17 protein-coding genes are annotated in these 23,520 nt (G+C 64.9%); 12 read left to right on the plus strand and 5 right to left on the minus strand.

Going from position 1 to position 23,520, the window contains the following annotated elements; translation table 11 throughout:
* Window positions 1–142 precede the first annotated feature (142 nt).
* On the plus strand, window positions 143–1,153 hold the full coding sequence (locus tag ISM_RS04255; RefSeq protein ID WP_009812885.1) for a LacI family DNA-binding transcriptional regulator: 1,011 nt from the start codon (window positions 143–145) through the stop codon (window positions 1,151–1,153).
* A gap of 30 nt (window positions 1,154–1,183) precedes the next feature.
* On the opposite strand, the gene ISM_RS04260 is transcribed toward ISM_RS04255, so the two are convergent.
* Complete coding sequence (locus ISM_RS04260) at window positions 1,184–1,840, minus strand: GntR family transcriptional regulator (RefSeq protein ID WP_009812886.1); 657 nt, start codon at window positions 1,838–1,840, stop codon at window positions 1,184–1,186.
* A 140-nt stretch (window positions 1,841–1,980) separates the two neighbouring features.
* Between ISM_RS04260 and dctP the strand changes: the two genes are divergently transcribed.
* The 7 genes from dctP to ISM_RS04295 all read left to right on the plus strand — a co-directional run bounded on the left by dctP (window position 1,981) and on the right by ISM_RS04295 (window position 14,140).
* Window positions 1,981–2,967 (plus strand): TRAP transporter substrate-binding protein DctP, encoded by a 987-nt coding sequence (dctP, locus tag ISM_RS04265; protein ID WP_009812887.1) that lies wholly within the window; start codon window positions 1,981–1,983, stop codon window positions 2,965–2,967.
* A 146-nt stretch (window positions 2,968–3,113) separates the two neighbouring features.
* Complete coding sequence (locus tag ISM_RS04270; protein WP_009812888.1) at window positions 3,114–3,659, plus strand: TRAP transporter small permease; 546 nt, start codon at window positions 3,114–3,116, stop codon at window positions 3,657–3,659.
* A gap of 2 nt (window positions 3,660–3,661) precedes the next feature.
* Window positions 3,662–4,978, plus strand: coding sequence for a TRAP transporter large permease (locus ISM_RS04275; protein ID WP_040617845.1), 1,317 nt, complete (start codon window positions 3,662–3,664; stop codon window positions 4,976–4,978).
* The gene (locus ISM_RS04280) at window positions 4,975–6,231 is read left to right on the plus strand and encodes a malonyl-CoA decarboxylase (protein WP_009812890.1); all 1,257 of its coding nucleotides are present in this window, start codon (window positions 4,975–4,977) and stop codon (window positions 6,229–6,231) included. The genes ISM_RS04275 and ISM_RS04280 overlap by 4 nt, the downstream gene beginning before the upstream one ends.
* Window positions 6,232–6,236: 5 nt before the next feature.
* Window positions 6,237–7,754: a malonate--CoA ligase gene (locus ISM_RS04285; RefSeq protein WP_009812891.1), complete on the plus strand. Its 1,518-nt coding sequence runs from the start codon at window positions 6,237–6,239 to the stop codon at window positions 7,752–7,754.
* 210 nt (window positions 7,755–7,964) lie between these two features.
* Entirely contained in the window at window positions 7,965–9,761 is a 1,797-nt protein-coding gene (locus tag ISM_RS04290) for an autotransporter assembly complex protein TamA (RefSeq protein WP_009812892.1), read from the plus strand.
* Window positions 9,761–14,140 (plus strand): translocation/assembly module TamB domain-containing protein, encoded by a 4,380-nt coding sequence (locus ISM_RS04295; RefSeq protein WP_009812893.1) that lies wholly within the window; start codon window positions 9,761–9,763, stop codon window positions 14,138–14,140. Before ISM_RS04290 ends, ISM_RS04295 begins: the two co-directional genes overlap by 1 nt.
* Before the next feature lie 6 nt (window positions 14,141–14,146).
* On the opposite strand, the gene ISM_RS04300 is transcribed toward ISM_RS04295, so the two are convergent.
* From ISM_RS04300 to ISM_RS04315, 4 genes are read right to left on the minus strand one after another with little or no spacing between them, the layout of a single operon-like run.
* Window positions 14,147–15,229: a DUF1513 domain-containing protein gene (locus tag ISM_RS04300; protein WP_009812894.1), complete on the minus strand. Its 1,083-nt coding sequence runs from the start codon at window positions 15,227–15,229 to the stop codon at window positions 14,147–14,149.
* Window positions 15,229–16,251 carry an imelysin family protein gene (locus ISM_RS04305; RefSeq protein WP_009812895.1) on the minus strand — a complete coding sequence of 341 codons (1,023 nt, stop codon included), beginning with the start codon at window positions 16,249–16,251 and terminating at the stop codon, window positions 15,229–15,231. The genes ISM_RS04300 and ISM_RS04305 overlap by 1 nt, the downstream gene beginning before the upstream one ends.
* Before the next feature lies 1 nt (window position 16,252).
* Window positions 16,253–17,803 (minus strand): di-heme oxidoreductase family protein, encoded by a 1,551-nt coding sequence (locus tag ISM_RS04310; protein WP_009812896.1) that lies wholly within the window; start codon window positions 17,801–17,803, stop codon window positions 16,253–16,255.
* A gap of 56 nt (window positions 17,804–17,859) precedes the next feature.
* Window positions 17,860–19,134, minus strand: coding sequence for an imelysin family protein (locus ISM_RS04315; protein ID WP_009812897.1), 1,275 nt, complete (start codon window positions 19,132–19,134; stop codon window positions 17,860–17,862).
* 287 nt (window positions 19,135–19,421) lie between these two features.
* Here ISM_RS04315 and ISM_RS04320 point away from each other — a divergent pair, with 287 nt between their 5' ends.
* From ISM_RS04320 to ISM_RS04335, 4 genes are all read left to right on the plus strand, one after another.
* Window positions 19,422–20,072: a DsbA family oxidoreductase gene (locus tag ISM_RS04320; RefSeq protein ID WP_040617846.1), complete on the plus strand. Its 651-nt coding sequence runs from the start codon at window positions 19,422–19,424 to the stop codon at window positions 20,070–20,072.
* 242 nt (window positions 20,073–20,314) lie between these two features.
* Entirely contained in the window at window positions 20,315–21,400 is a 1,086-nt protein-coding gene (locus ISM_RS04325; RefSeq protein WP_009812899.1) for a TRAP transporter substrate-binding protein, read from the plus strand.
* A 73-nt stretch (window positions 21,401–21,473) separates the two neighbouring features.
* Window positions 21,474–21,971, plus strand: coding sequence for a TRAP transporter small permease subunit (locus ISM_RS04330; protein WP_009812900.1), 498 nt, complete (start codon window positions 21,474–21,476; stop codon window positions 21,969–21,971).
* Complete coding sequence (locus ISM_RS04335) at window positions 21,968–23,518, plus strand: TRAP transporter large permease (RefSeq protein WP_009812901.1); 1,551 nt, start codon at window positions 21,968–21,970, stop codon at window positions 23,516–23,518. Before ISM_RS04330 ends, ISM_RS04335 begins: the two co-directional genes overlap by 4 nt.
* Window positions 23,519–23,520 lie beyond the last annotated feature (2 nt).

The raw sequence follows: 23,520 nt of genomic DNA on the forward strand, positions 1-23,520 counted from the left end.
TTGTAACCGGTTACAATTTGATCCGTCAAGATAATTCTAACCGGTTACATAAGCGCAAGACATAGCTATGATAAAAACCATCGGCCTTGCACATCGGGTTTTCAGCGCGGTATCAAGGGCCTGTACGAGGGATGAGGCAGTGATGACGAGACCAGTGGGAAAGATCCGCGATGTGGCCAAGGCAACGGGCCTGTCCATCGCCACGGTGTCGCGCGTCATGAATGGCGGCAAGAACGTCTCGCCCAATACCCGCGACAAGGTGCTCGCTGCCTGCAAACAGCTGAACTACCTGCCCAACCCGGCGGCCCGCGCGCTCTCGACCAGCCGCTCGAAAACCGTGGCGGCGATCATCCCGACCATCGAACACTCGATCTTTGCGAAATATATCGCGAGCATCGAACATAGCCTCGCCCAGCGCGGCTATTCCCTCGTCATCGCCATCTCCCATGGCGATCTCGACGAAGAACTCGCCGCCGCGCAGAAACTGCTCGGCATGGGGGCCGAGGCGTTTATCCTGAGCGGCGCCGATCACCACCCCGATCTGCTCGATCTTTTCACCCAGCGCGGCGTGCCCCATGTCTATAGCTCGATCTGGCAGCCCGCCTCCGCCGCCCCCTCCATCGGCTATGACAACACCGCCCTCGCCCGCGCCGCGATGGACTATCTCACCGGTCACGGCCACCACCATATCGCCGTGCTGCACGGCCCCCTGACCGAAAGCGACCGGACCCGCGACCGTCAGGCCGGGGCCCAGGCCGCCCAGCGCGACGGGCTGACACTCGATTTCCACGAAACCTCGCTCGATGTCGCCGGGGGCAAAGCCGCCACCCGCGCCCTGCTGCAATCCGCCAACAGGCCGAGCGCGATCTTCTGCTTTTCCGACGTTCTGGCGCTCGGCGCGCTCTTTGCCCTCTCCGAGGCCGGGCTGCGCGTCCCCGAGGATGTCTCGGTCATGGGCTTCGACAATCTCGACTGGTCGGGGGAAACCGCACCGGCGCTGACCACGATCAACCTGCCCGCCACGCGGATGGGGGCCGAGGTCGGCACGCAATTGATGGACCACCTCGACAATGGCACACCGCTCGGCCCGGTGCGCCTCGATGGGGCGATTGTCGAACGCGCCTCGGTGGCCCCGGTGACGCGGCGCGGCTAACCTCTGATGTGATGGTGAATGGCCCGCCCGCTACTCGGCGGCGCTCTTCAGGCTCGCCATGAGGTGATGGAACTTCTCGCCCTGCACCGCCACATGGTCGCGCAACACCTGCCCCGCCCGGTCCGAATCCCCCGCCGACAGCGCCGCGACAATCGCCTCATGCTCGGCCATCGACTGCCCCATCCGACCGCGAAACCGCAGCTGCTGCCGCCGAAACGGTTTGAGCCGCTTGTGCAGCTTGGCCGCCTCCTGTTCGAGAAACCCATTGCCCGACTGGCGATAGATCACCCGATGGAATCGCTCGTTCTCGGTGTAGTAGCGATCCGTGTCATTCGCCGCCACGGCGGCCTTGCACTTGCTGTTGGCATCGCGCAGCTCGGCCAGCGCCTCTTCCGTGATCCGCCGCGCCGCGAGCCGCCCACAGATCGCTTCGAGCTCGGACATGACCTCGAACATCTCCATGAGCTCGATCGGCCCGGGCTGGCGCACAAACGCCCCGCGACGCGGGATGAGCTCGACCAGCCCCGACAGGGCAAGCCGTTGAAATGCCTCACGCAGCGGCGTGCGCGAGACGCCGAACTGCTCGGCCAATCGCACCTCGTCGAGCCGCTCCCCATTGGGATAGGTCCCGTTAAAGATGCGCTCTTCCAGAGCTTCTGCAATATTGTCGGCGCGACGCTGTTCCATGGCATCGAGTTTACGATCCCCGGAACTGAAAAGCAATCTGTATAGTTTTGTATACAAAAAAGTTGACTTGAAAAACATTATGCTCTTACCCTACGGCACGCGCCGGGCAGATGCCTGTCGTTCGATAAGGGAGGAAAACAATGTCAGTCACCTGGAAGGCCACCTTGGCCGCCGCCTCGCTCGCCGTCTCGGCGAGCTTTGCCCATGCCACCGAACTGCGCCTGTCGCATCAGTGGTCCAACGAAGACATCCGTCACAAGGTCGCGCAGATCGTCGCCGATGAGGTCGCCGCCGCGGATGTCGATCTCGAGATCAAGATCTTCGGCTCGAAATCGCTGTTCAAGCCGCGCGAGCAGTACAAACCGCTGAGCCGGGGTCAGCTCGACATGACCGTGTTGCCGCTGAGCTATGCCGGCGGTCAGCAACCCGCCTATAACCTCACCCTGATGCCCGGCCTTGTGAAGAACCACGATCACGCCGCCCGGCTGAGCGACTCGCCCTTCATGGAGGCGCTCGAGGCCAAGATGGCCGAAGATGACGTGATGGTTCTGGTGCACGGCTATCTCGCGGGCGGTTTCGCCGGCAAGGACAAATGCATCACCAAACCCGCCGATGTCGAAGGGCTGCAAACCCGCGCCGCCGGCAAGGCCTTTGAACAGATGCTCGCAGGCGCTGGCGCCTCCATCGCCTCGATGGCCTCGTCGGAAATCTACAACGCCATGCAGACCGGCGTGCTCGACGCGGCCAACACCTCGTCCTCGTCCTTCGTGAGCTACCGCATCTACGAACAGGTCAAATGCTATACGCCCGCGGGCGATGTGGCGCTCTGGTTCATGTATCAGCCGCTGCTGATGAACAAATCGACCTTCGACGGTCTGACCGAAGCCCAGCAGCAGGCGCTTCTCGCCGCCTCTGAAAAGGCCGAGGCCTTCTACCTCGAAGAGGCCAAGAAAGAAGACGCGGCCTCGGTCGACGTGTTCCGCGAAGCCGGTGTCGAGATTGCCGAAATGACCTCCGAGGATTTCGACGCCTGGCGCGAGCTGGCCAAAGAGACCTCCTACAAGGCCTTCCTCGAAGAGGTGGCCGACGGTCAGGACCTGCTCGACAAGGCGCTCGCGGTCGAATGATCGCGGCCTCGGGGCGGCCCGCGCCGCCCCGAAATCCACACTGTCGTTTTACCGACGCAATACCGACGCGTCACCGACCCCTCATTTGAGGCGCAGCGCCACCTCCGGCGCGCCCTCACCCGCACTCAAAATTCAAGGAGGCGATCATGGCCGGACAAAGCTCTGCCGCTGCTGCCAATACGGGCAACAACACCTTCCTCAAGGCCGTCGCGGCCCTTTCCACCCTCGCCGGCTGGTACGCAGCCGGGGCCATCGTCGCCGCCGTGGCGATCACCTGTCAGATGATCGTCATCCGCTTCGTCCTCAACGGCTCGACCGTCTGGCAGACCGAAGCGGTGATCTATCTGGTGATCAGCGCCACCCTCATCGGCCTGCCCTATGTCCAGCGCCTGCGCGGCCATGTGAATGTCGATCTCATCCCGCTGAGCCTCGCGCCCCGCGCCCGCTTCGCGCTCGCCGTGCTGACCCAAGTGCTGTCGATCAGTATCATCGCCGTGATGTTCTGGTACGGCTATGACTACTGGCACTTCGCCTATGAACGGGGCTGGAAATCCGACACGGTCTGGGGCGTAAGACTTTGGATTCCCTACCTTTCCATGCCCATAGGCTTTGGCCTTCTGCTGCTACAGCTCATCGCTGATTTCGTCGCACTCCTGCTGCGCATCGACACCCCCTTCGGTCTGGAGAACTGATCATGGATCCGCTTGTACTCGGAGGGATTGTTGCCCTCGCCACCATCCTCGTCCTCTTCTCCGGCGTCTCTGTCGCCATGGGTCTGCTCATCGTGTCGGCCGGGTTCCTGATCGTCTTTGACGGCATGCGCTCGCTCGAACTGATGCCCGAAATCCTCTTTGGCAAGCTCGACGATTTCGCCCTTCTATCGATCCCGATGTTCATCATCATGGGGGCCTCGATCGCCTCTACCCGGGCCGGCGCCGACCTCTACGAGGCGCTCGAACGCTGGCTCACCCGGATCCCCGGCGGGCTGGTCATCTCCAACCTCGGCGCCTGCGCGCTCTTCGCCGCCATGTCCGGCTCGAGCCCCGCCACCTGCGCCGCCATCGGCAAGATGGGCATCCCCGAAATGCGCAAACGCGGCTACCCCGACGGCGTCGCCGCCGGCTCCATCGCCGCCGGTGGCACGCTGGGCATCCTGATCCCGCCCTCGGTCACCATGATCGTCTACGGCATCGCCACCGAGACCTCGATCGGGCGGCTGTTCCTCGCAGGTGTCATCCCCGGCTTCCTCTTGGTCGGGCTCTTCATGGCCTGGTCGCTCTATTCGACATGGCGCTCGGGCGATGCGGCGGTGCTCAACGCGGGCAGCTACACTTGGAAGGAACGCTTTGAGATCCTGCCGCGCGTCTTGCCCTTCCTCGCGATCATCCTCGGCGTGCTCTATGCCATGTATGGCGGCATCGCCACGCCGTCCGAGACCGCCGCCGTCGGCGCCCTGCTCTGCCTCGTCATCGCCATGGTGATCTACAAGCTCTGGCATCCCGGCGCGATCTGGGTCGTGCTGCGTGACAGCACCAAGGAAAGCGTGATGATCCTCTTCATCATCGCCGCCGCCGGTGTCTTCTCCTATATGCTGAGCTCGCTCTTCATCACCCAGTCCATCGCCGAATGGATCGGCACGCTCGAGGTCAACCGCTGGGTTCTGATGCTCTGCATCAACATCTTCCTGCTGATCGCCGGGTTCTTCCTGCCGCCCGTCGCGGTGATCCTGATGGCCGCTCCGATCCTGCTGCCGATCATCCTGACCGCCGGGTTCGATCCGATCTGGTTCGCCGTGGTGCTGACCATCAACATGGAAATCGGCCTGATCTCGCCGCCCGTCGGCCTCAACCTCTATGTGATCAACGGCATCGCGCCGGACATCTCGCTCAAGACGATCCTCACCGGCTCGCTGCCCTTCGTGGCCTGCATGGTGCTGGCGATCATCTTGCTCTGCCTCTTCCCGGGGCTCGCGACATGGCTGCCCGATGTGGTGATGGGGACCGCGGTATGACCTTGCTGGCCGATCTTCTCTCGACCGTGTTCGAACGCCGCTACCGGCAGCCGGACACGGGGCGCAAGGCCACCCGACCGCTGGCCGATCTGACCCGCGATCTGGTGGGCAGCACCGGCGAGACCTCGGGCCTCGCCATGGCCGAAGACATCCTGAACGGCTATGCCGCGCTCGATGACGAGGCCAAGCTCGGGTTCTTTCACCATCTCGCCACCGAGATGAACATCGACCCCGAACAGGTGCGCAGCACGCTCGACGCCTATGAGCGCGAACCCTCAAAGGCCAGCTATCGCAACTTCATGACCGCCGCCGAACCGCGGCGGCAGGAGTTGATCCGCAGGCTCAACCGCGTCCCCGGCGCGACCGAGGCGCTGGTCGATATGCGCGCCGATCTCCTGCGGCTCGGGCGGGGCACGCCCGAGCTCGAGGCGCTCGATCTCGACTTCCGTCATCTCTTTGCCTCCTGGTTCAATCGCGGATTTCTGGTGCTGCGCCCGATCAACTGGGGCAGTCCTGCGCATATTCTCGAAAAGATCATCGCCTATGAGGCGGTCCATGCCATCGACAGCTGGGACGATCTGCGCCGCCGCCTGCAACCGGCCGACCGGCGCTGTTTCGCCTTCTTCCACCCGGCCATGCCCGACGAGCCGCTGATTTTCGTCGAAGTGGCCCTGACCCAGGGCATCCCCTCCTCGGTGCAGGCGCTGCTTGCCGAAGACCGCGCCGCCATGCCCGCCTCGCGCGCGGATACGGCGGTCTTCTATTCGATCTCCAACTGTCAGGCGGGGCTTGCCAGCATTTCCTTTGGCAATTCGCTGATCAAACAGGTGGCCGCCGATCTCGCGGCGGAACTCGACGGGCTCAAGACCTTCGTGACCCTGTCGCCGATCCCCGGCCTGACCACATGGCTCGACCGCGAAAAGATCGACCACAAAAAGGCCACGCCGGAACAGATGCAGGCGTTCGCCGCGCATTACCTGCTCTCGGCCAAGGGGCGCGGCGATCTGCCCTTTGATCCGGTGGCCCGGTTCCACCTTGGAAATGGCGCGATTGTCCACGCGGTGCATGCCGGTGCCGACACCTCGCCCAAGGGCCAAAGCCAGTCTGGCGGCGCCATGGTCAACTATCTATACGACCTCGATAAAGTCGAACAGAACCACGAAAAATTCGCCACGACCAAATCGGTCATGGCCACGGCAGAGGTGAAATCCCTCGCGAAAACCGCCCTGCCCACCGCCAAGAAAGAAAGGTAACGCGTATGGCCAATCCTCTTTACGACCGGCTTTTTGGGGCCCATGCGGGCAAGGACACGCCGTTTTTGCATCTGCCCGACGGCACGGTCCTGACCCATAGCGCCTTTCTCGCCAAAGTGGCCCAGATCGCCCATGCCATGACCGCCCTCGGGCTCAAGCCCGGCGACCGTGTCGCGGCCCAGATCGCCAAATCGCCCGAGGCACTGGCGCTCTACGGGGCTTGCGTGCAGGCGGGTCTCGTCTTCTTGCCGCTCAACACCGCCTATACCGTCGACGAGCTGACCTATTTCATTGACAACAGCGGTGCCGCGCTCATCGTCTGCGACGCCAAATCCGAGGCGACGCTCGCCCCGGTCGCGGCCAAGCTCGGGGCGCAGGTGGTCACGCTCAACGCCGATGGCAGCGGCAGCCTCAGCGACCGCGCGTCGGATCAGCCCGAGAGCTTTGACACCGTCGCCCGCTCTGACGAGGATCTCGCGGCCTTCCTCTATACCTCCGGCACGACAGGCCGATCCAAGGGCGCGATGCTCACCCAAGCCAACCTTTTGTCCAACGCCGTAACACTGACGCAATACTGGCGCTTTACCGACGCGGATATTTTGCTCCATGCGCTGCCGATCTTTCACACCCACGGCCTCTTTGTGGCGAGCAATGTGACGCTTCTGGCCGGCGGCGCGATGATCTTTTTGCCCAAATTCGACCTCGACGACATGATCGCCTGGATGCCCAAGGCGACCGCGATGATGGGCGTTCCGACCTTCTATACAAGGCTTCTGGACGATGCCCGCTTTACCGGTGAGCTGACCAAACACATGCGGCTTTTCATCTCCGGCTCGGCCCCGCTTCTGGCGGAAACCCATGTCCAGTTCGAGACCCGCACCGGCCACCGCATCCTCGAACGCTACGGCATGACCGAAACCAATATGAACACCTCAAACCCCTACGACGGCGACCGCCGCGCCGGCACCGTGGGCTTCCCCTTGCCGGGGGTCGAGCTCAAGGTGACGGACCCGGACAGCGGAAAAACCCTGCCAGATGGCGAGGTTGGCCAGATCGAAGTGCGCGGCCCCAATGTCTTCAAGGGCTATTGGCAGATGCCCGAGAAAACCGCCGCCGAGCTGCGAGAAGATGGGTTTTTCATCACCGGCGATCTGGGCAAGATCGACGAGGATGGCTATGTCCATATCGTTGGCCGCAACAAGGACCTGATCATTTCGGGCGGCTATAACATCTACCCCAAAGAGATCGAACTCGTCCTCGACGAACAGCCCGGCGTTCTCGAAAGCGCGGTGATCGGCGTGCCGCATCCGGATTTCGGCGAAACCGTGCTGGGCATCATCGTCCCCGAGAAAGGCTCCACGCCCGATCTCGACGCCATGATGGCCGCGGTGTCTCAGGCGCTCGCCCGGTTCAAACATCCGCGCAAGCTCATCCTGCGCGACGAACTGCCCCGCAACACCATGGGCAAGGTGCAAAAGAACATCCTGCGCGACGAGTTTGGCGACATGTTCACCGCCTCCTGACCTCTGATTTTATCTCCCTGAACCTGGACAGGCGCATGATTGCGCCTGTTTTTTTGCCCTCATGCCTGACATAGACTGGGAACAAATTCGCGGCCCCGCGCGTTGCCGGGAAAACCGCTACGGCCAAATTTCGCCGAACGGAGAGATCACGATCTCTTGTAGTCGGGCAGGGGCTGCGATGAAATAAAAGCGGATCGGGGGACGTTGCTAGTGTTCGAATCAAAACGTATCAAGCCGGCGCTGTTGGCCGGGCTGCTGTCGGTGACGGGCAGCTTTGCTTTTGCTGTCGAACTTGGGTTCAAGGTCTCCGGTCAGGACCGCGATTTCGCCGAATATCTTAAGAGCGCCACGCTCACCAGCGATCTCAGGGACAAGGACGCCAGCACCAATCAGGATTACATGGCCGCCGCCCGTGCCGATTACGCGCGTCTTGTCGGCGCGCTCTATGAGCGGGGGTTTTACGGCGGCACGGTGAGCATCCGCGTGAATGGCCGCGAAGCCGATGAGATCGATCCGCTCTCGACGCCGCGCACCATCAATCGCATCGATTATCACGTGACGCCGGGGCCGAGGTTCACCTTTGGCACCGCCCGTGTCGCGCCGCTCGCCGCCGGCACCGAGATCCCCGAAGGCTTTGCCCCCAACAAGCCCGCGAATAGCGGGCTCGTCCCCGCCGCCGCCCGCGCCGGGATCGAAGGCTGGCGCAATCAGGGCCATGCCAAGGTCGATGTCGCCGGTCAGTCGGTCACCGCCTATCACCCCGACCGCAGGCTCAACGTCGATATCGGTCTCACACCGGGGCCGCGGCTGCGCTTTGGCCCGCTGATCCACGAGGGCGAAAGCCGCGTGCGCAGCGAGAGGATCGTCGCCATCGCGGGCCTGCCAGAGGGCGAGATCTATTCCCCCGAAGAGATGAAGGACGCGGCGGACAGGCTGCGCCGCACCGGGGCGTTCCGCTCTGTCGTGCTCAACGAAGCCGATGAGATCGGCCCCGGCAACACCCTGCCCGTGACGGTCGAAGTCACCGACACCAAGCCCCGGCGGTTTGGCTTTGGCGCCGAACTCTCGTCGCTCGAAGGCATCACGCTGAGCACCTTCTGGCTGCATCGCAACCTCTGGGGCGGTGCCGAACGGCTGCGGATCGACGGCGAGGTCAGCGGCATTGGCGGCGACACCGATGGCATCGATTATATCCTTTCGGCCCGTCTCGACCGGCCCGCGATCTTTACCCCGGACACCTCGCATTACTTCGATTTCCGCCTGCAGGAACTCGACGAGCCCGATTACAACGAAAGCAGCCTGCGCATCGGCACCGGGCTCAGCCATATTTTCAACGACAACCTGACCGGCGAATTGGGCGTGGCCTATCAATATTCCGAGATCGAGGATGATCTCGGCAACCGCACGCGCCAGCATCTCCTTTTCCCCGGCAAGCTCACCTTCGACAATCGCAACGACCCGCTCGATGCGACACGCGGCGTCTATCTCGGGCTTGAAGTGACGCCCTTCCTCGGGCTGAACGAGTCCGGCGGCGGGGCGCGGATTTACTCGGACACGCGGAGCTATTTCGCCTTGGGCCGCGACGAAGATATCGTGCTCGCCGGACGTGCGCAGCTTGGCACGGTGACCGGCGCCGATCTCGAAGATGTGCCGGCGGACATGCTGTTTTACTCCGGCGGCGCGGGCACGGTGCGCGGTCAGGGCTATCAATCGCTCGCCGTGGATCTCGGCGGCGGCAACCGCATTGGCGGGCGCTCCTTCATGGCCTTTTCCGCCGAAATTCGCGCCGCCGTGGCCCGCAAGATCGACCTCGTGGGCTTTGCCGACACCGGCTATGTCGGGCGCGATGCCTTTGGCGGCGGCACCGGCGATTGGCATTCCGGCGCGGGGCTCGGGCTGCGCTATGACACCGGCATTGGTCCGATCCGGGTCGATGTGGCCACCCCGCTCGACGATGACGCGGGCAAGTCCTTTGAACTCTACATCGGCATCGGGCAGGCCTTCTGATGCGCGCGCTCGCCCTTCTTTCGCTCATCGCCTGTCTCGGGCTGACGCCCGCCCCCCTGCTGGCCCAGGAGGAAAGCGCCCCGGCGAGCACCAGCGACCCCGTGCCCGAAGATGACAAAACCTATCTCGAAGAGCTGATCCAGGACTCGCTCTCCGGTGCGGGCCGCGAGGTGCGCGTCACCGGCTTTCGCGGCGCTCTGTCGTCCAATGCCACGCTGCAAGAGCTGACCATCTCGGATGAGGAGGGCGTCTGGCTCACCCTGCGCGATGCCTCGCTGCTGTGGTCGCGCAGCGCGCTCCTGTCGGGGCGGTTGTCGGTGCAGGAATTGACCGCAGAAGAGCTCATCATCGCCCGCCCGCCCATCTCGGAGGGCGGCGTGACGACACAAGATGCCGAGGCCACCGATTTCGCCCTGCCCGACCTACCCGTGTCGGTCGAAATCGGACAGGTGCGCATCGACAAGATCACGCTCGAGAAACCTGTGATCGGCGAACCTGCCCAGCTCTCGGCCAGCGGCAGCCTGAGCCTGACCGAGGGCGAGGGCAAAGCAGAGCTCGAAATTCGCCGCCTGGATCGCAACGACAAGTTCGACTTTGCGGCCTCTTTCCAACAGGAAAGCCGGGTGCTGGCGCTCGAACTTGCCATTGACGAGGCCGAAGGCGGGCTTGTCTCCAAGCTGCTCAAGATCCCCGGCCAGCCCGAAATTCAGCTGAGTGTCAGCGGCGAAGCCCCGCTGTCGGATTACGAGGCGCGGGTGACGCTGGCCACTGACGGCACGCCCCGCGTGTCGGGGGCCATCGGCATTGCCGCGCTCAACCCCGAGGCCGAAGGTGCCGCCGCCGATTATCAGTTCACCGCCCTGCTGCAGGGCGATATGCGACCGCTTTTCGCGCCCGAGTTTCACGCGTTTTTTGGCGAGACCGCCAAGCTCGACATCGCCGGGATCAAACATGCCGACAAGCGGCTGACGCTCGACCGGCTCATGATCGACGCGGCAGCGGTGCAGCTCGATGGCAATCTGCGGCTCGACGCCGACGGCTGGCCGCAGAGCTTTGCCCTCACCGGGCGGCTGGGGAACGCGGGCGACACGCCCGAGGCGGTGCGCCTGCCGGGCTCTGGCCCTGTCACCACGCTGCAACGCGCCACGCTCACGGCGGATTTCGACGCCGCAAGCAGCGAAGATTGGCGCGCGGCGGTGACGCTCAAAGGGCTCGACCGGCCCGATCTCTCCCTCGCCGATGCAGAGATTACCGGCACCGGCAAGATCACCCGCGACGGCAGTCTTGAGCAGGTCACGGCCGATCTTGCGCTGGCCCTCTCCGGTCTCGCGCTGAGCGACCCGGCGCTGGCCCAGGCCGCAGGCGACAATCTCAGTGGCACCGCCGCCCTGACATGGCAGCCCAAGCTGCCCGTCACGGTCACCGGTTTTGACCTGCGTGCAGGCGATGTCGCGGTCACCGGGTACGGCAGTATCGACGGGCTTGCCTCCGGCTATCCCGTGGCCGGTCATGCCCGCCTCATCGCCCCGGATTTCAGCCGTTTTGCCGCCCTCGCCGACCGCCCCCTCACCGGGCGGCTCGAGGCCGATCTCGCTGCCTCGGCCAAGCTTTTGGGCGGTGTGTTCGATATCGCGCTGGTCGCGAACACCGATGGGCTTGGCATCGGCGACAGCCGCGCCGATCCGCTAATCGCACCCCCGTCGCGTGTTCTGGTGGACATGTACCGGACCCAGCACGGCACCGTTCTCGATCAGCTCCGGATCGAAAACGAGGTGCTGTCGGCCCGAGCCGAAGGCGCGCTCGACGCCGAAGCGGGCGAAATCGCCGTCACCGCCCGTCTCGAAGAGCTGTCGCTGACCGAACCGAGCCTCAGTGGCCCGGCCAGTTTCACCGGCGATCTGGCGTGGAAGGCCGGCCGCCCGCTGCGCTTTGAAAACATGACGCTGGAGGCCGCCGGGGCGAGGGTTGCGGGGGCGGGTACGCTCGACCTGCAAGACAAGGCACTGCCGCTCAATGCGAAACTCGATGCCACGGTCGAGGACCTGTCGCGCTTTGCGACCCTCGCCAAGCGCCCGCTAGCGGGTCAGGCCCGCGCCCGGCTCGATGGCCGGGTCGAACTTGCCGGGGCAGACGCCCTCGGCACCTCGCGCGACATTCCGGGGCTGGCCGATCTGCCGCTCGGCACGTTTGACCTGACCCTGAACACGACGACGGCGGGGCTTGCCATTGGCGAGCCACGGCTTGATGCGGCGCTCGCCCCGGTGACCCAGCTCTATATCTCGGCCCGCCGCGACACCGATGTGCTGTCCTTGCGCGATCTGTCGCTAGACAGCGACGCGCTCAAGGCCAATGGCACCGGGCTCATCAGCAGCGAGAGCGCCCAGATCACGCTCAGCGCCCATGCCGCTGAGCTGTCGCAGTTCGATCCAAAGCTCTCGGGCGAAGGCACGCTCGCCTCTGCGGTGACTTGGGAAAAGGGCGGCGCGCTGCGCATTCTGGCGCTCGAGGCCGAGGGCAGCGGTGCCAAAATCGCGGCCGAGGGCGAGGCATTCCTCTCGGAACCGGGCCGGCCCTTTGAGGGTGCCCTGTCGCTCGACGCCGCCGACCTGTCGCGCTTTGCCGGGCTGGTGGGGCGGCCCATCGCCGGACAGGTCACGCTCGACGCGGAAGGCAAGGGCAAGCTCGACGCAAGCGCGCTCAGTGCCAGCATCGACATGGAGGGCCGGGCCGTGCGCACCGGCATGGCCGAGCTGGACCGGCTGGTGGCTGGCGACATTTCCCTGACCGGCGCGGGCAGCTATGCCAAGGGTCAGGCCCCCGATCTGCAATATCTGCGCCTCGACACCGCGCGGCTCGACGCCAACGCCTCTGGCAACGGCCCCGGCCAACCGATTAGCCTGTCGGTGCGGCTGAGCGATCTCGGCCTGCTTGCGCCCGGCTTCAACGGCCCTGCCACGGCCCGCGGCACGATTGCGGTGCTGGACGAGACCGGTCAGCGGATGCGGCTCGACATCGCCGCGCAAGGCCCCAACAACATCAACGCGACGATCACGGGCGATGTCATCAACCATGGCGAACGGCTCGACATCCGGGCGACGGGCTCTGCCCCGCTCGCCCTCGCCAACAGCTTTATCGCGCCGCGATCTCTGGCCGGGATGGTCGCCTTTGACCTGCGCGTCGCAGGCCCGCCCGCGCTCAATTCCGTCTCCGGCGAGGCGCGGCTGCAACAGGCGCGGCTGGCGCTGCCGACCCTGGGCCGCGCGGTGGAGAATATCGGCGGCGTGGTCCGGCTCAGCGGCGGGCAGGCGACACCCGATATCTCTGGCACGCTCGGCACCGGCGGCAATTTCCGGATCGGCGGCCCGATCACCCTGCGCGCGCCCTACCCCGCCGCGATACAGATTGATCTCGCCGGGCTCGGCGTGCAGGATCCGGACCTCTTTGCCACCACGGTCAATGGCCGGGTCACCATCGACGGCCCGCTCACCGGCGGCGCACGCATCGGCGGTCAGATCAACCTCGGCGAGACCGAGCTGCGCGTGCCCTCCTCCGGCGGGCTGAGCTTTGCCGACCTGCCGCCAATCAACCACGTGGGCGCCCCCGCCGCCGTGCACACCACGCTCAGACGCGCCGGGCTGAACAATGATGGCACCAGCAGCGGCAGCGGCGCGAGCGGTCCGGCCTATCCGCTTGATCTGTTGATCAACGCGCCCAACCGCATCTTTGTGCGCGGACGTGGGCTTGATGCCGAACTGGGCGGGCGGCTGCGCCTTCGTGGCACCACGTCGGATGTCATCCCCAGCGGCTATTTCGAGCTGCTGCGCGGGCGTCTCGACATTCTGACCAAGCGGCTCGACCTGACCGAGGGGCGCGTGTCGCTGCAGGGCTCCTTCGATCCCTACCTGCGCTTTGTCGCAGAAACCGAGGCCGAGGATGACGTGACCGTGCGCATCCGCGTCGAGGGCGAGGCGAGCGATCCCGAGATCACCTTCACCTCCGATCCCGACCTGCCGCAGGACGAGGTCATCGCGCGGCTCATCTTTGGGCGCGGCATCGATTCCATCTCGGCCTTTCAGGCGGCGCAACTCGCCAGTGCGGTGGCCACCCTTGCCGGGCGTGGCGGTGGCGGGGTCGTGGGCAAGCTGCGGGAATCTTTGGGGTTTGCCAATCTCGACGTGACCACGAATTCCGAGGGCGAAACCGAAGTGACCGCCGGCACCTATATCTCGGACAAGGTCTATTCCGAGGTCAGCGCCGCCAGCGATGGCACGCAAGAGATCAATCTCAACTACGATGTGAGCAAGACGATCACCCTGCGCGGCAGTGCCGGAACCGATGGCGACACCGGCATCGGGATCTTCTTTGAAAAGGACTATTGACGCGGCCTAGACCGGGGCAATCGCCACGAGGTGATTGTCCCAGTTGACCGGATGCAACATGGGCAGGGCCGTGGCCGCCGCGCCGATCACCCGGCCCGTGCCGGTGGTGAAGACCAGCCCCTGACGCCCCGCTGCCGTGCCACAGATATCCGGCTCCGTGATCTCGGCCACGCGCCGCCCACTGGTGTCGAACACAAGCGCCAGACCGCCGCGCGGCCCGGTGATCGCGATCTCTTCGCCCGAGGCCGAGATCGCCACGCTGCCCGCATAGCCGCGCATCCGCCGCTCTGTCATCCGGTCCTCATCGTCCTGACAGAATTGCAGCGCCTCGCCGCGTCGGTGCAGCACCAAGAGCGGCGGCACATCGGCCATATCGCCCTGCCACTGACAGGCCAGCGCCACCAGCCCATCGGGGCGCAGCGCCAAATGGCGGGTCGAGAGCTGATGCCACTCGGCTGGCGGCTCGTGCTGTTCCAGCAAGTCACCAGAGAGCGACAGATAGCTCAGATTGGGGCGCATCGTCGCGAGGTTGAGCTTGGCCCGCCCGGCGTCGGGATGGGTCTCGATCCCGCCATTCGCCACCACCAGGCTCGCCCCATCCGGCATCAGCCGCAGATCATGCGGCCCGACCCCGCCCGAGGCAAATTCCGCCACCCTGCGCAGCCCCTCGCGCATGTCCCAGACGCCGATCATGCCGCGCCCCTCATCATAGGCGTTTTCACCGGTGAACAAGAGATCGCCATCACGGGAAAACGCGCCATGACCGCTGAAATGCCGTCCCTCGGGGGCCGACAGCTCGGCCAGGGATTTGCCGCTCTGACAATCGATCACCAGCGCAAACCGCCCCGGCCTGCGCGCAAAGGCCACCGCCAGCGCGCGGCTCGGATGGGCAGCCGCCGCATGGCCGCGCCCCGGCAAGGGCAGCTGGAACAATGCCGCCCCTGCGCCGCTCAGGCCAAAGAGCGCATAGTCACCCGAGGCACGCCGCGCCGCCGCGAGGAACTCAGGACTGCCTAGCTCGGCCCAACCCGTCGCTGGCAAAGCCCCCGCCGCCAGAAGACCGCCGAGAAACCGCCGCCGCCCGCGCATCAGTCGCCATCCAGCGCGTTAAAGCCCGCCGCAATGCCGAGACGCGGACCAAGGTCTTCGGCAAGGCTGTGCCGGATTTCCTCCACCGCCTGCTGCAGCACTTCGACATGAAGCCGCCCCTGCGGTGTGGCGACCTCGGCAAAGATCGGATCATCGAGCGCCTCGGCCTCCGCCAGCGCCTTGGCGAACGCCGCATCCAGCCCCTGCGCCACATCGGGCGCGCCTGCCGCGAGATACCCGGTCAGCTCGCGCATCGCCTCCAGCGACAGCACCACATGGCGCAGCGACCGCCCCGACCGGCGCGCCTCGGCACGCTGCGGCCTTGGCCGGTCGAACGTGCCCATCGGTCGCCCGAGCCGCATCGCCGAGGTGAACTCGAGCCCGCCCGAAAGCGCGGTAAAGAGCTGCTGCGCCGCCTCGGCCTCTGTGCGGTAGGTGTCATTCTCGCCCGGCGCCCGCAGCCGCGCGGCATAGTCCCCGTCCCAGCCCTGCCAGATCACCGCCGCCGTCGCCGCCATATCCGCCGTCACGGCCTGTATCAGCTGACAGCGATAGCCCGCCTGTGGGGCGGGCAGATCCCCGCTGAACTCGGGATCATAGAGTAGATATTCCAGCGCATAGAACCCACGCGCCGCGATCGACACATCGGCATAGCGCGCGGCGTTTTCCGCCACCGGATCCGCCTCGGCCATCAGCTGCCCGAGCGCCTTGGGCGTCTTGCTGCGCGGATCGGGCCAATAGGCCAGCGCAAAGGCGCGGCCCTCCTCCTCGGACGGGCCAAAACGCAGATGGCTCACCTTGATCCAATCGTCAAAGGCCTGCCCATAGGCCTGTCGCAGGGCCGCATCCTCGGGCGCGCAATGATCCTGCGCCGTGCGGGCCAAGGCCCCGGTGCTCTGGCTCAGCGCGCGAAAGCCGGGCAGGATATGCCCGTCCACCGCCCCATCAAGATCGGCCACATCGGCCAGGGCCGCCCCCGGCAGGGCGAGACAAAAGACAGCGCGTGCCAGCCAGTGTTTCATATCACAAACTCTCCAGAAAGCGGATCAGCGCGGCGCGCTCATCTTGTGGCAGGGCAATGACCGCATCGCGCTGGGCCTCGGCCTCGCCGCCATGCCACAGCACCGCCTCGAGAAGCGACCGCGCCCGCCCGTCATGCAGAAAATAGCTATGCCCCGAGACCTGCTCGGTCAACCCGATCCCCCAGAGCGGCGGCGTGCGCCATTCCCGCCCCGTCGCCCGCGCCTCGGGCCGATGATCGGCCAGCCCCTCGCCCATGTCATGCAAGAGCATATCGGTATAGGGCCAGATCAGCTGAAAGCTCTGCTCGGGCTGGCCGTCGAGCCGATGGGTGACAAAGCTCGGTCGGTGACAACTGGCACAGCCCAACTCGTGAAAGAGCCGCTTGCCCGCCAGCACCTCGGGGTCCGCCACATCGCGCCGGGCAGGCACACCAAGGTTGCGGCTGTAAAACGTCACGAGATCGAGCGCCTCATCGTCAATCTCGACACCCCTTATGTCGCCATCGCCATGCGGGGCGCTGCGGCAATCGGCTTGCGCCTCGGTGCAATCGCCCCAAGCGTCCGGGTAGAGCGTGCTCGAGATCCCCACATCGCCGGAAAACGCCGCCGCCGATTGCTCGCGGATGGTCGGCATCCCGGCCTTGAGCCCGAACCGGCCAAGCATGGGGCGATCAAACTCGCGCGACCAGACGATATTGGGACGGCCAGAAATGCCATCGCCATCGCGGTCCTCTGGATCGGCACCGGCGAGGATATCCGCCGCCGGAATCGCCTCGAGCAGCCCCAGCCCGATCATCTGCGGTGCGACACGCGGGCTTAGCATCGCGTCGGGATGGAGCGGGCCATAGCCCAGCTCTGCCGCCACATAGGTTGGGCGGCGCAGCGAGGCGGTCTCGCCCCCGGCCAGCGCAACCTCCACCTCGTCATATTGGATATCGAGCCGATACTCCGCCCGTTGCCCGGGCAGTCCGAAATCCTGCATCTGGCCGCCATAGGTCGGCTCGGGCCGGGTCGCGAGATAGCCTTCGATCTCGTCGATCCCATCCTCCGGCCCGCCCGGCACCGAGACGCGCAGGAACATCGAGACAGAACTGTCTTCGGCGCTCTCTGGCGGGTGGCCGCGCCCGTCCTTGAGGTGGCAACGCTGACAGGACCGGGCGTTGAACAACGGGCCGAGCCCGTCCGACGCCAAGGTCGACGAGGGCGAGGAAACCCAGAGTTTACGGAAAAGCCCATTGCCGAGCTTGAAGGTCAGCTCGCCCTCGAAATCCACCGTCTTGGAGGGCTGCGAAAACGCATTGGCGTCGCCCGTGTTGCGCACCGTGGCGGCACCGCCCGACAGTTCTTCAAAAGGCTGCGGCGCGGTGAAATCATCGTGTGTTGTCAGCACCTTGGCGATCCGCGCGGCCTCGGATGCGCTGCGCGGCACGACCGAGAGATGCGGATCATCCTGCACCTTGGCCCAAGGAAAGGGCTCTGCCGTGTTTTGCGCGACTGAGCCCGCAGGCAAGACGGCGAAAAGGATCAGCAGCGCATGGCGAAGGCTAGGCATAGCAGGAACCGTTCTTGGCAGGACGCGGCACCACATGGGCGCCGCACCGGATCCGTTTATTGGAAAACGGCCTCGGGATTGTCGAGGCTGTCAGAGCCCTCAAAGGCGATGCCATCGACCCCGAGCGCGGCCACCACACGTTCGATGCTGCGCGTCTGATCGATCAAGCCGTTGACCCCGCCCATGATGAGCGCCTCGCCTTTGTCGTTGCCGCGCTCGAGCATCATGTCATAGCTGAAGCCGCCGTCTGCGGCGCTCTTGAGCGCGCCCAGGGCATCCATGGTCGTCGAGAGCTTGGCCTGCATCTCGGCATCGAGCGCCGCGTCCTGCGCCGCCACCAGATCGGCGAGCGACGGACCTTCGACCTTACTGCCATCGACGCGGGTATAGGCGCCGAGATAGACGTTCTGGACGCCGAGACCGTCGTAGTAATGGCTGTTATGGGTGTTGTCGGAGAAGCAGTCATGCTCTTCCTCGGGGTCGTTGAGCATCAGGCCAAGGCGCATCCTTTCGCCCGCCTGTTCGCCATAGGAGAGCGAGCCCATGCCGGTCAGCATGGCCGAGATGCCGGCATCCTCATCCGACAGAAGCGTCGCGCGGGCCGCGCCGTCGCTCGCCCATTGTGCCGCCATCCAGTCGAGATCCGAGACCAGAAGATCGGTTGCGGCCTTGAGATAGGCGGCGCGGCGGTCGCAATTGCCGTTGGTGCAGGCCTCGCCCGAGGCGAAATCGGTCCAGGGACGATCACCCGCGCCTGCTGCGTGACCGTTGAGATCCTGCCCCCAGAGCAGGAATTCGATCGCGTGATAGCCGGTGGCGACATTGGCCTCTACGCCATCGGCCTCGTGCAGCGTCTCGGCGAGCAGCGCGGGGGTGATATCGCTGGCGTCAACCTCTTGGCCCGAGAGGGTAAATTTGGGGTTGGCCACGACGTTTAGCACGGCAAAGCCGTTTTCATCGGTGGCGCCGCCATAGGAGGCATCGACGTAATCGATGAGCCCTTCGTCGAGCGGCCAGGCGTTCACCTTGCCTTCCCAATCGTCGACGATGGCGTTGCCAAAGCGGAAAACCTCGGTCTGCTGATAGGGCACGCGGGCGTCGATCCAGGCGGCGCGGGCGGCGGCGAGATTGGCCTCGGACGGGTCCGCGATCAGCGCCGCGACGGCCTCTTGCAGGGCGCGGGCGGTGGTCAGGCTGTCGCCATAGCCGGCTGCGGCGATATCGGCATAGGTGTTGAGAACCTCAGTCTTTTCAGGGGCTTCGGCCCAGAGGGGCGCGGCGCTGGCGAGGCTGAGGGCGAGGATACTGGTGGTCGCGGTGAGACGGGTCATGGGAGGGGCTCCTGCGGTCTGCGGTGGCGGGGCCTGCCGCGTGACAGGCCATTCACGGCCCTACCTGAGTGAAATACTCGGGAAATGCAAGGGTGATTCTCGGAAGGCTTCCGGGGGCCAGCCCCCGGACCCCCGGGATATTTGTCGGCCAGAAGAAACGGGACCGCGTTTTTGCCCTCCTCAATTTTGAGTGATTGCTCAAATGGGCGGTTGAGACTCGGCGGCGATCGCTTATGTGAGAGGCAGAGCCCGCCACCCCAAACCTGCCCCGGCAGATCGGAGAGACCATGACCGAGACCCCGCTTCGTATCGACATCATTTCAGACGTGATGTGCCCTTGGTGCATCATCGGATATCGCCAGCTTCAGACGGCGCTGGAGGCGACCGGCACGGGGCATAAGATCCATTGGCACCCGTTCGAGCTCAACCCGGAGATGCCGCCGGAAGGGCAAAACCTGCGCGAGCATATCATTGAAAAATATGGATCTTCTCCCGAGCAATCGGAGCAGAGCCGGGTCCAGATGACGGCCATCGGGGCGGATCTGGACTTTGAGTTTCGCTTTGCCGAGGACATGCGGATGCACAACACTTTTGCCGCCCATCAGCTCTTGCATTGGGCGGGCGAGATGGGGCGGAAGCATGACCTGAAACAGGCGCTGTTCAGCGCCCATTTCACCCATCGGCGCGACCTGTCGGACAGGGGCGTTCTGGCCGATGTGGCGGCTGAAATCGGGCTCGACCGAGACGAGGCGCTGGCGGTTTTGGAAGATCAGCGCTTTGCCGAAATCGTGCGGGAACATGAGCGGTTTTGGCTGCGGCAGGGCATCCAGGGCGTGCCGGCGGTGGTGTTTGACAGCAAACATCTGGTGACCGGGGCGCAGGGGGCCGAGACCTATGCCCGCATTTTGACCCAGCTCACCCAAGGCCAAAATACCTGAGAATCGCCACGTCGGTAACACGTCGGTATTTCGACAGTATCGCGGCAGTGCTGAATTCTTGTGCAATTTGAAGGCTGCAGCCCCTTTGCCGGGGGGCTGTGGCCAGAAATGCGTTGACATTATTATGTATGCACATGTCAATACGGGCCATCCAGTCACGCGTTGCGACGGGCGGCCATGTCATGCCGTCCAGTCGCTGTTTCAAATGGCACCGAGATCATCAGACAGGGAGTACTGACAGAATGGACAGACGCAAATTTCTCGCCGCGGGCGCGGTCGGCACCGCCGCCTCGGCCCTCGCCGCCCCGGCCATTGCCCAGGACAAGCGCCAGTGGAAAATGGTCACCGCATGGCCCAAGAACCTGCCCGGGCCGGGCGTCGCGGCACAGAATCTCGCCGACCGGATCACCACGCTTTCGGGCGGGCGGATCGAGGTCAAGCTTTTCGCCGCCGGTGAGATCGTTCCCGGCCCCGGCGTCTTTGACGCGGTGTCGGAAGGCACGGCCGAGCTCTATCACGCGGTGCCCGCCTATTGGGGCTCGAAATCCAAGGGCATCCTTCTTTTCGGGTCGCAGCCCTTTGGCCTGCGTGCCGATGAACAGGTCGGCTGGCTGACCCATGGCGGCGGTCAGGAGCTCTATGACGAGATGTATGGCCGGTTCGGCATCAAGCCCTTCCTCTGCGGCAACTCTGGCCCGCAATGGGGCGGCTGGTTCAAGACCGAGATCAATTCGGTCGAAGACCTCAAGGGTCTCAAGTTCCGCACCACGGGTCTTGCCTCGGAGATGGCCTCCAAGCTCGGCATGGCGGCGCAGGCGATGAGCGGCCCGGCGATGTTCCAGGCGCTGCAGACCGGCGCGCTCGACGCCGGCGAGTTCATCGGCCCCTGGACCGACAGCGCGCTTGGCTATTACCAGGTTGCCAAGAACTACTATTGGCCCGGTGTCGGCGAGCCCTCCTCGGCCGAGGAATGCGGCGTCAATGCCGATGTCTTTGCCGAGCTGCCCGAAGACCTGCAGCAGGTGGTGAGCTTTGCCTGCGAGAGCCTCTACAACCCGGTCTGGACCGAATATGCCACCAAACACGCGCAATCGCTGCGCACGCTGGTGGACGAGCATGAGGTTCAGGTCCGCAAGTTCCCCGAGGAGGTGATTGCCGCCATGGGTGTCGCCGCCGCCGAGGTCATCGACGAGCTGCGTCAGGACGAGGACGAACTGGTCAAGCGGATCACCGAGAGCTTTGTCGCGTACCGCGATCTCATCGGGGGTTACATGACCTATGCCGACAACGGTCAGATGAATGCCCGTGCCTCGGTGATGGGCTACTGATAGACCACAAGACAAGGGCCCCGGCGCAAGGTTGATCCCTGCGCCGGGGCTTTGCCATCAAGGGAGGGGGCAAATGGAACAGCTGGCCAATCTGTTCGACGCGATCAACCGCGTCATCGGTCGGGGGATCCGCTGGCTGGCGCTGGTGATGCTGCTGATCCAGTTCGGCATCGTCGTCGGGCGCTATGTCTTTGGCGTCAATTCCATCGCGGTGCAGGAGAGCGTGCTCTATCTCCATGCGACGCTGTTTATGCTGGGCGCGGGCTATACGCTCTTGCTCGACCGGCATGTACGGGTCGATATTTTCTATTCCAAGCTCGGCCCCCGCGCCCGGCGGCGGATCGACCTGTTTGGGCATTTCGCCTTTCTGATCCCGTCGATGCTGGTGCTGCTCTATTGGTCCTGGCCCTCGGTGCGCAACGCCTGGGCGATTTTCGAGGGGCCGATTTCCGTCGGGGGCATCAAGGGGGTGTTCCTGCTCAAGACCCTGATCCCGGCCTTTTGCGTGCTGCTTATCCTGCAATCCCTGTCGGGCATTCTGCGCCTGCTGCGCCCTGAGGCCGACCAATGACCGAGTATCTCGACCTGATCATGTTTGCCGCGTTGATGGCGGCGATCCTCACCGGCTATCCGGTGTCCTTCAGCATTGCGGGCGTGGCGGTGGGCTTTGCCTTTCTCGGCTGGGCCACCGGGGCGATGGATATTTCTCTCTTGGGCGCGCTTGGGCAGCGGGTGTTCGGGCTCATCAGCAATGAGGTGCTGATCGCCATTCCTCTGTTTGTGCTGATGGGGGCGGTGTTGGAGAAGAGCCGGATTGCCGAGGATCTTCTCGACACGATGGGGCGGCTTTTTGGCCAGCTGCGCGGCGGTCTCGGCATTTCCGTGGTTCTGGTCGGCGCGCTTTTGGCGGCCTCGACCGGGATTGTCGGCGCCACCGTGGTGGCGATGGGGATGATCGCCCTGCCGACGATGCTGCGCTCGGGCTATGATCCGCGGGTGGCGAGTGGCATCGTCTGCACCGCCGGCACGCTCGGCCAAATCATCCCGCCGTCGACCCTTCTCATCATCCTGGCCGATGTGATGTCCAACGCCTTTCAGCAGGCGCAATATGAGCAGGGCAAGTTTTCGGTCGAGGCGCTGTCGGTCGGCCAGTTCTTTGCCGCCGCCATGGGGCCGGGGCTGGCGCTGGTGCTTCTCTATCTTCTCTATATCCTGATCCGCGGGATGATCCGGCCGCAGGACATGCCGCCTGCCGCCGCCGATCTGCCGCGCCCGGAGCGGGCCGAGGTGCTGCGCGCGGTGGTGCCGCCGATTGCGCTCATCCTCGCGGTGCTGGGCGCGATCCTTGGCGGCATTGCCACGCCGACCGAGGCCGCCTCGGTGGGCGGCATTGGCGCGCTGTTGATGACCGGGCTGCGGCTTGGCTATGCGCCGCGGCTCATCGGCTTTGGCATTCTGGCGCTGGTGGTGCTGGCGGTGCTGGTGGGGATCTTTCCGGTCAGGTTGCAGCGCAGCGATCTCGACGGCGGGCAGATGGCGCTCGGCGGGTTCTACATCCTGCTGACCATCGCGGGCGCGATCGGCATCCTCGCGGCGCTGCGCGGGGCGATGCGCGAGAAAGTGGTGCATGCGGCGGTGGAATCGACCCTCACCATGACCGCGATGATCTTTGCCACGATCCTTGCGGCCGGGGTGTTTTCGCTCGTCTTCATCGGGCTTGGCGGTGAGGACCGGGTGGCGGCCATTCTCGGCAACCTGCCGGGGGGGCCGACCGGGGCGCTCATCTTTGTGATGATCTTTGTGTTCATCCTTGGCTGTTTCCTCGATTTCATCGAGATTTCGGTGATCGTGCTGCCCTTGGTGATGCCGACGCTCATCGTGATGGGGCATGATCCGATCTGGCTCGGCATTCTGATCGCGATCAATTTGCAGACCTCGTTCCTGACGCCGCCCTTTGGCTTTTCGCTGTTCTATCTGCGGGGGGCGGCGCCGAAGGAGGTCACGACGGGGCATATCTATGCCGGGGTGATGCCCTTTATCGGGTTGCAGATCCTCGGCATCGCGCTGGTCTGGGCCTGGCCCGCGCTGGCGACCTGGCTGCCCGGCGCGATTTTCTAAAG

This window comes from Roseovarius nubinhibens ISM (assembly GCF_000152625.1).
In the GTDB taxonomy this organism is placed as follows: domain Bacteria; phylum Pseudomonadota; class Alphaproteobacteria; order Rhodobacterales; family Rhodobacteraceae; genus Roseovarius; species Roseovarius nubinhibens.

Bases quoted from the DNA above. Each gene is read 5' to 3' on its own strand.
- dctP (WP_009812887.1), top strand. From the start codon at position 1,981: ATGTCAGTCACCTGGAAGGCCACCTTGGCCGCCGCCTCGCTCGCCGTC.
- ISM_RS04325 (WP_009812899.1), top strand. From the start codon at position 20,315: ATGGACAGACGCAAATTTCTCGCCGCGGGCGCGGTCGGCACCGCCGCC.
- ISM_RS04255 (WP_009812885.1), top strand. From the start codon at position 143: ATGACGAGACCAGTGGGAAAGATCCGCGATGTGGCCAAGGCAACGGGC.
- ISM_RS04320 (WP_040617846.1), top strand. From the start codon at position 19,422: ATGACCGAGACCCCGCTTCGTATCGACATCATTTCAGACGTGATGTGC.
- ISM_RS04310 (WP_009812896.1), bottom strand. From the start codon at position 17,803: ATGCCTAGCCTTCGCCATGCGCTGCTGATCCTTTTCGCCGTCTTGCCT.
- ISM_RS04260 (WP_009812886.1), bottom strand. From the start codon at position 1,840: ATGGAACAGCGTCGCGCCGACAATATTGCAGAAGCTCTGGAAGAGCGC.
- ISM_RS04315 (WP_009812897.1), bottom strand. From the start codon at position 19,134: ATGACCCGTCTCACCGCGACCACCAGTATCCTCGCCCTCAGCCTCGCC.
- ISM_RS04270 (WP_009812888.1), top strand. From the start codon at position 3,114: ATGGCCGGACAAAGCTCTGCCGCTGCTGCCAATACGGGCAACAACACC.
- ISM_RS04295 (WP_009812893.1), top strand. From the start codon at position 9,761: ATGCGCGCGCTCGCCCTTCTTTCGCTCATCGCCTGTCTCGGGCTGACG.
- ISM_RS04275 (WP_040617845.1), top strand. From the start codon at position 3,662: ATGGATCCGCTTGTACTCGGAGGGATTGTTGCCCTCGCCACCATCCTC.
- ISM_RS04280 (WP_009812890.1), top strand. From the start codon at position 4,975: ATGACCTTGCTGGCCGATCTTCTCTCGACCGTGTTCGAACGCCGCTAC.
- ISM_RS04335 (WP_009812901.1), top strand. From the start codon at position 21,968: ATGACCGAGTATCTCGACCTGATCATGTTTGCCGCGTTGATGGCGGCG.
- ISM_RS04300 (WP_009812894.1), bottom strand. From the start codon at position 15,229: ATGCGCGGGCGGCGGCGGTTTCTCGGCGGTCTTCTGGCGGCGGGGGCT.
- ISM_RS04285 (WP_009812891.1), top strand. From the start codon at position 6,237: ATGGCCAATCCTCTTTACGACCGGCTTTTTGGGGCCCATGCGGGCAAG.
- ISM_RS04330 (WP_009812900.1), top strand. From the start codon at position 21,474: ATGGAACAGCTGGCCAATCTGTTCGACGCGATCAACCGCGTCATCGGT.
- ISM_RS04305 (WP_009812895.1), bottom strand. From the start codon at position 16,251: ATGAAACACTGGCTGGCACGCGCTGTCTTTTGTCTCGCCCTGCCGGGG.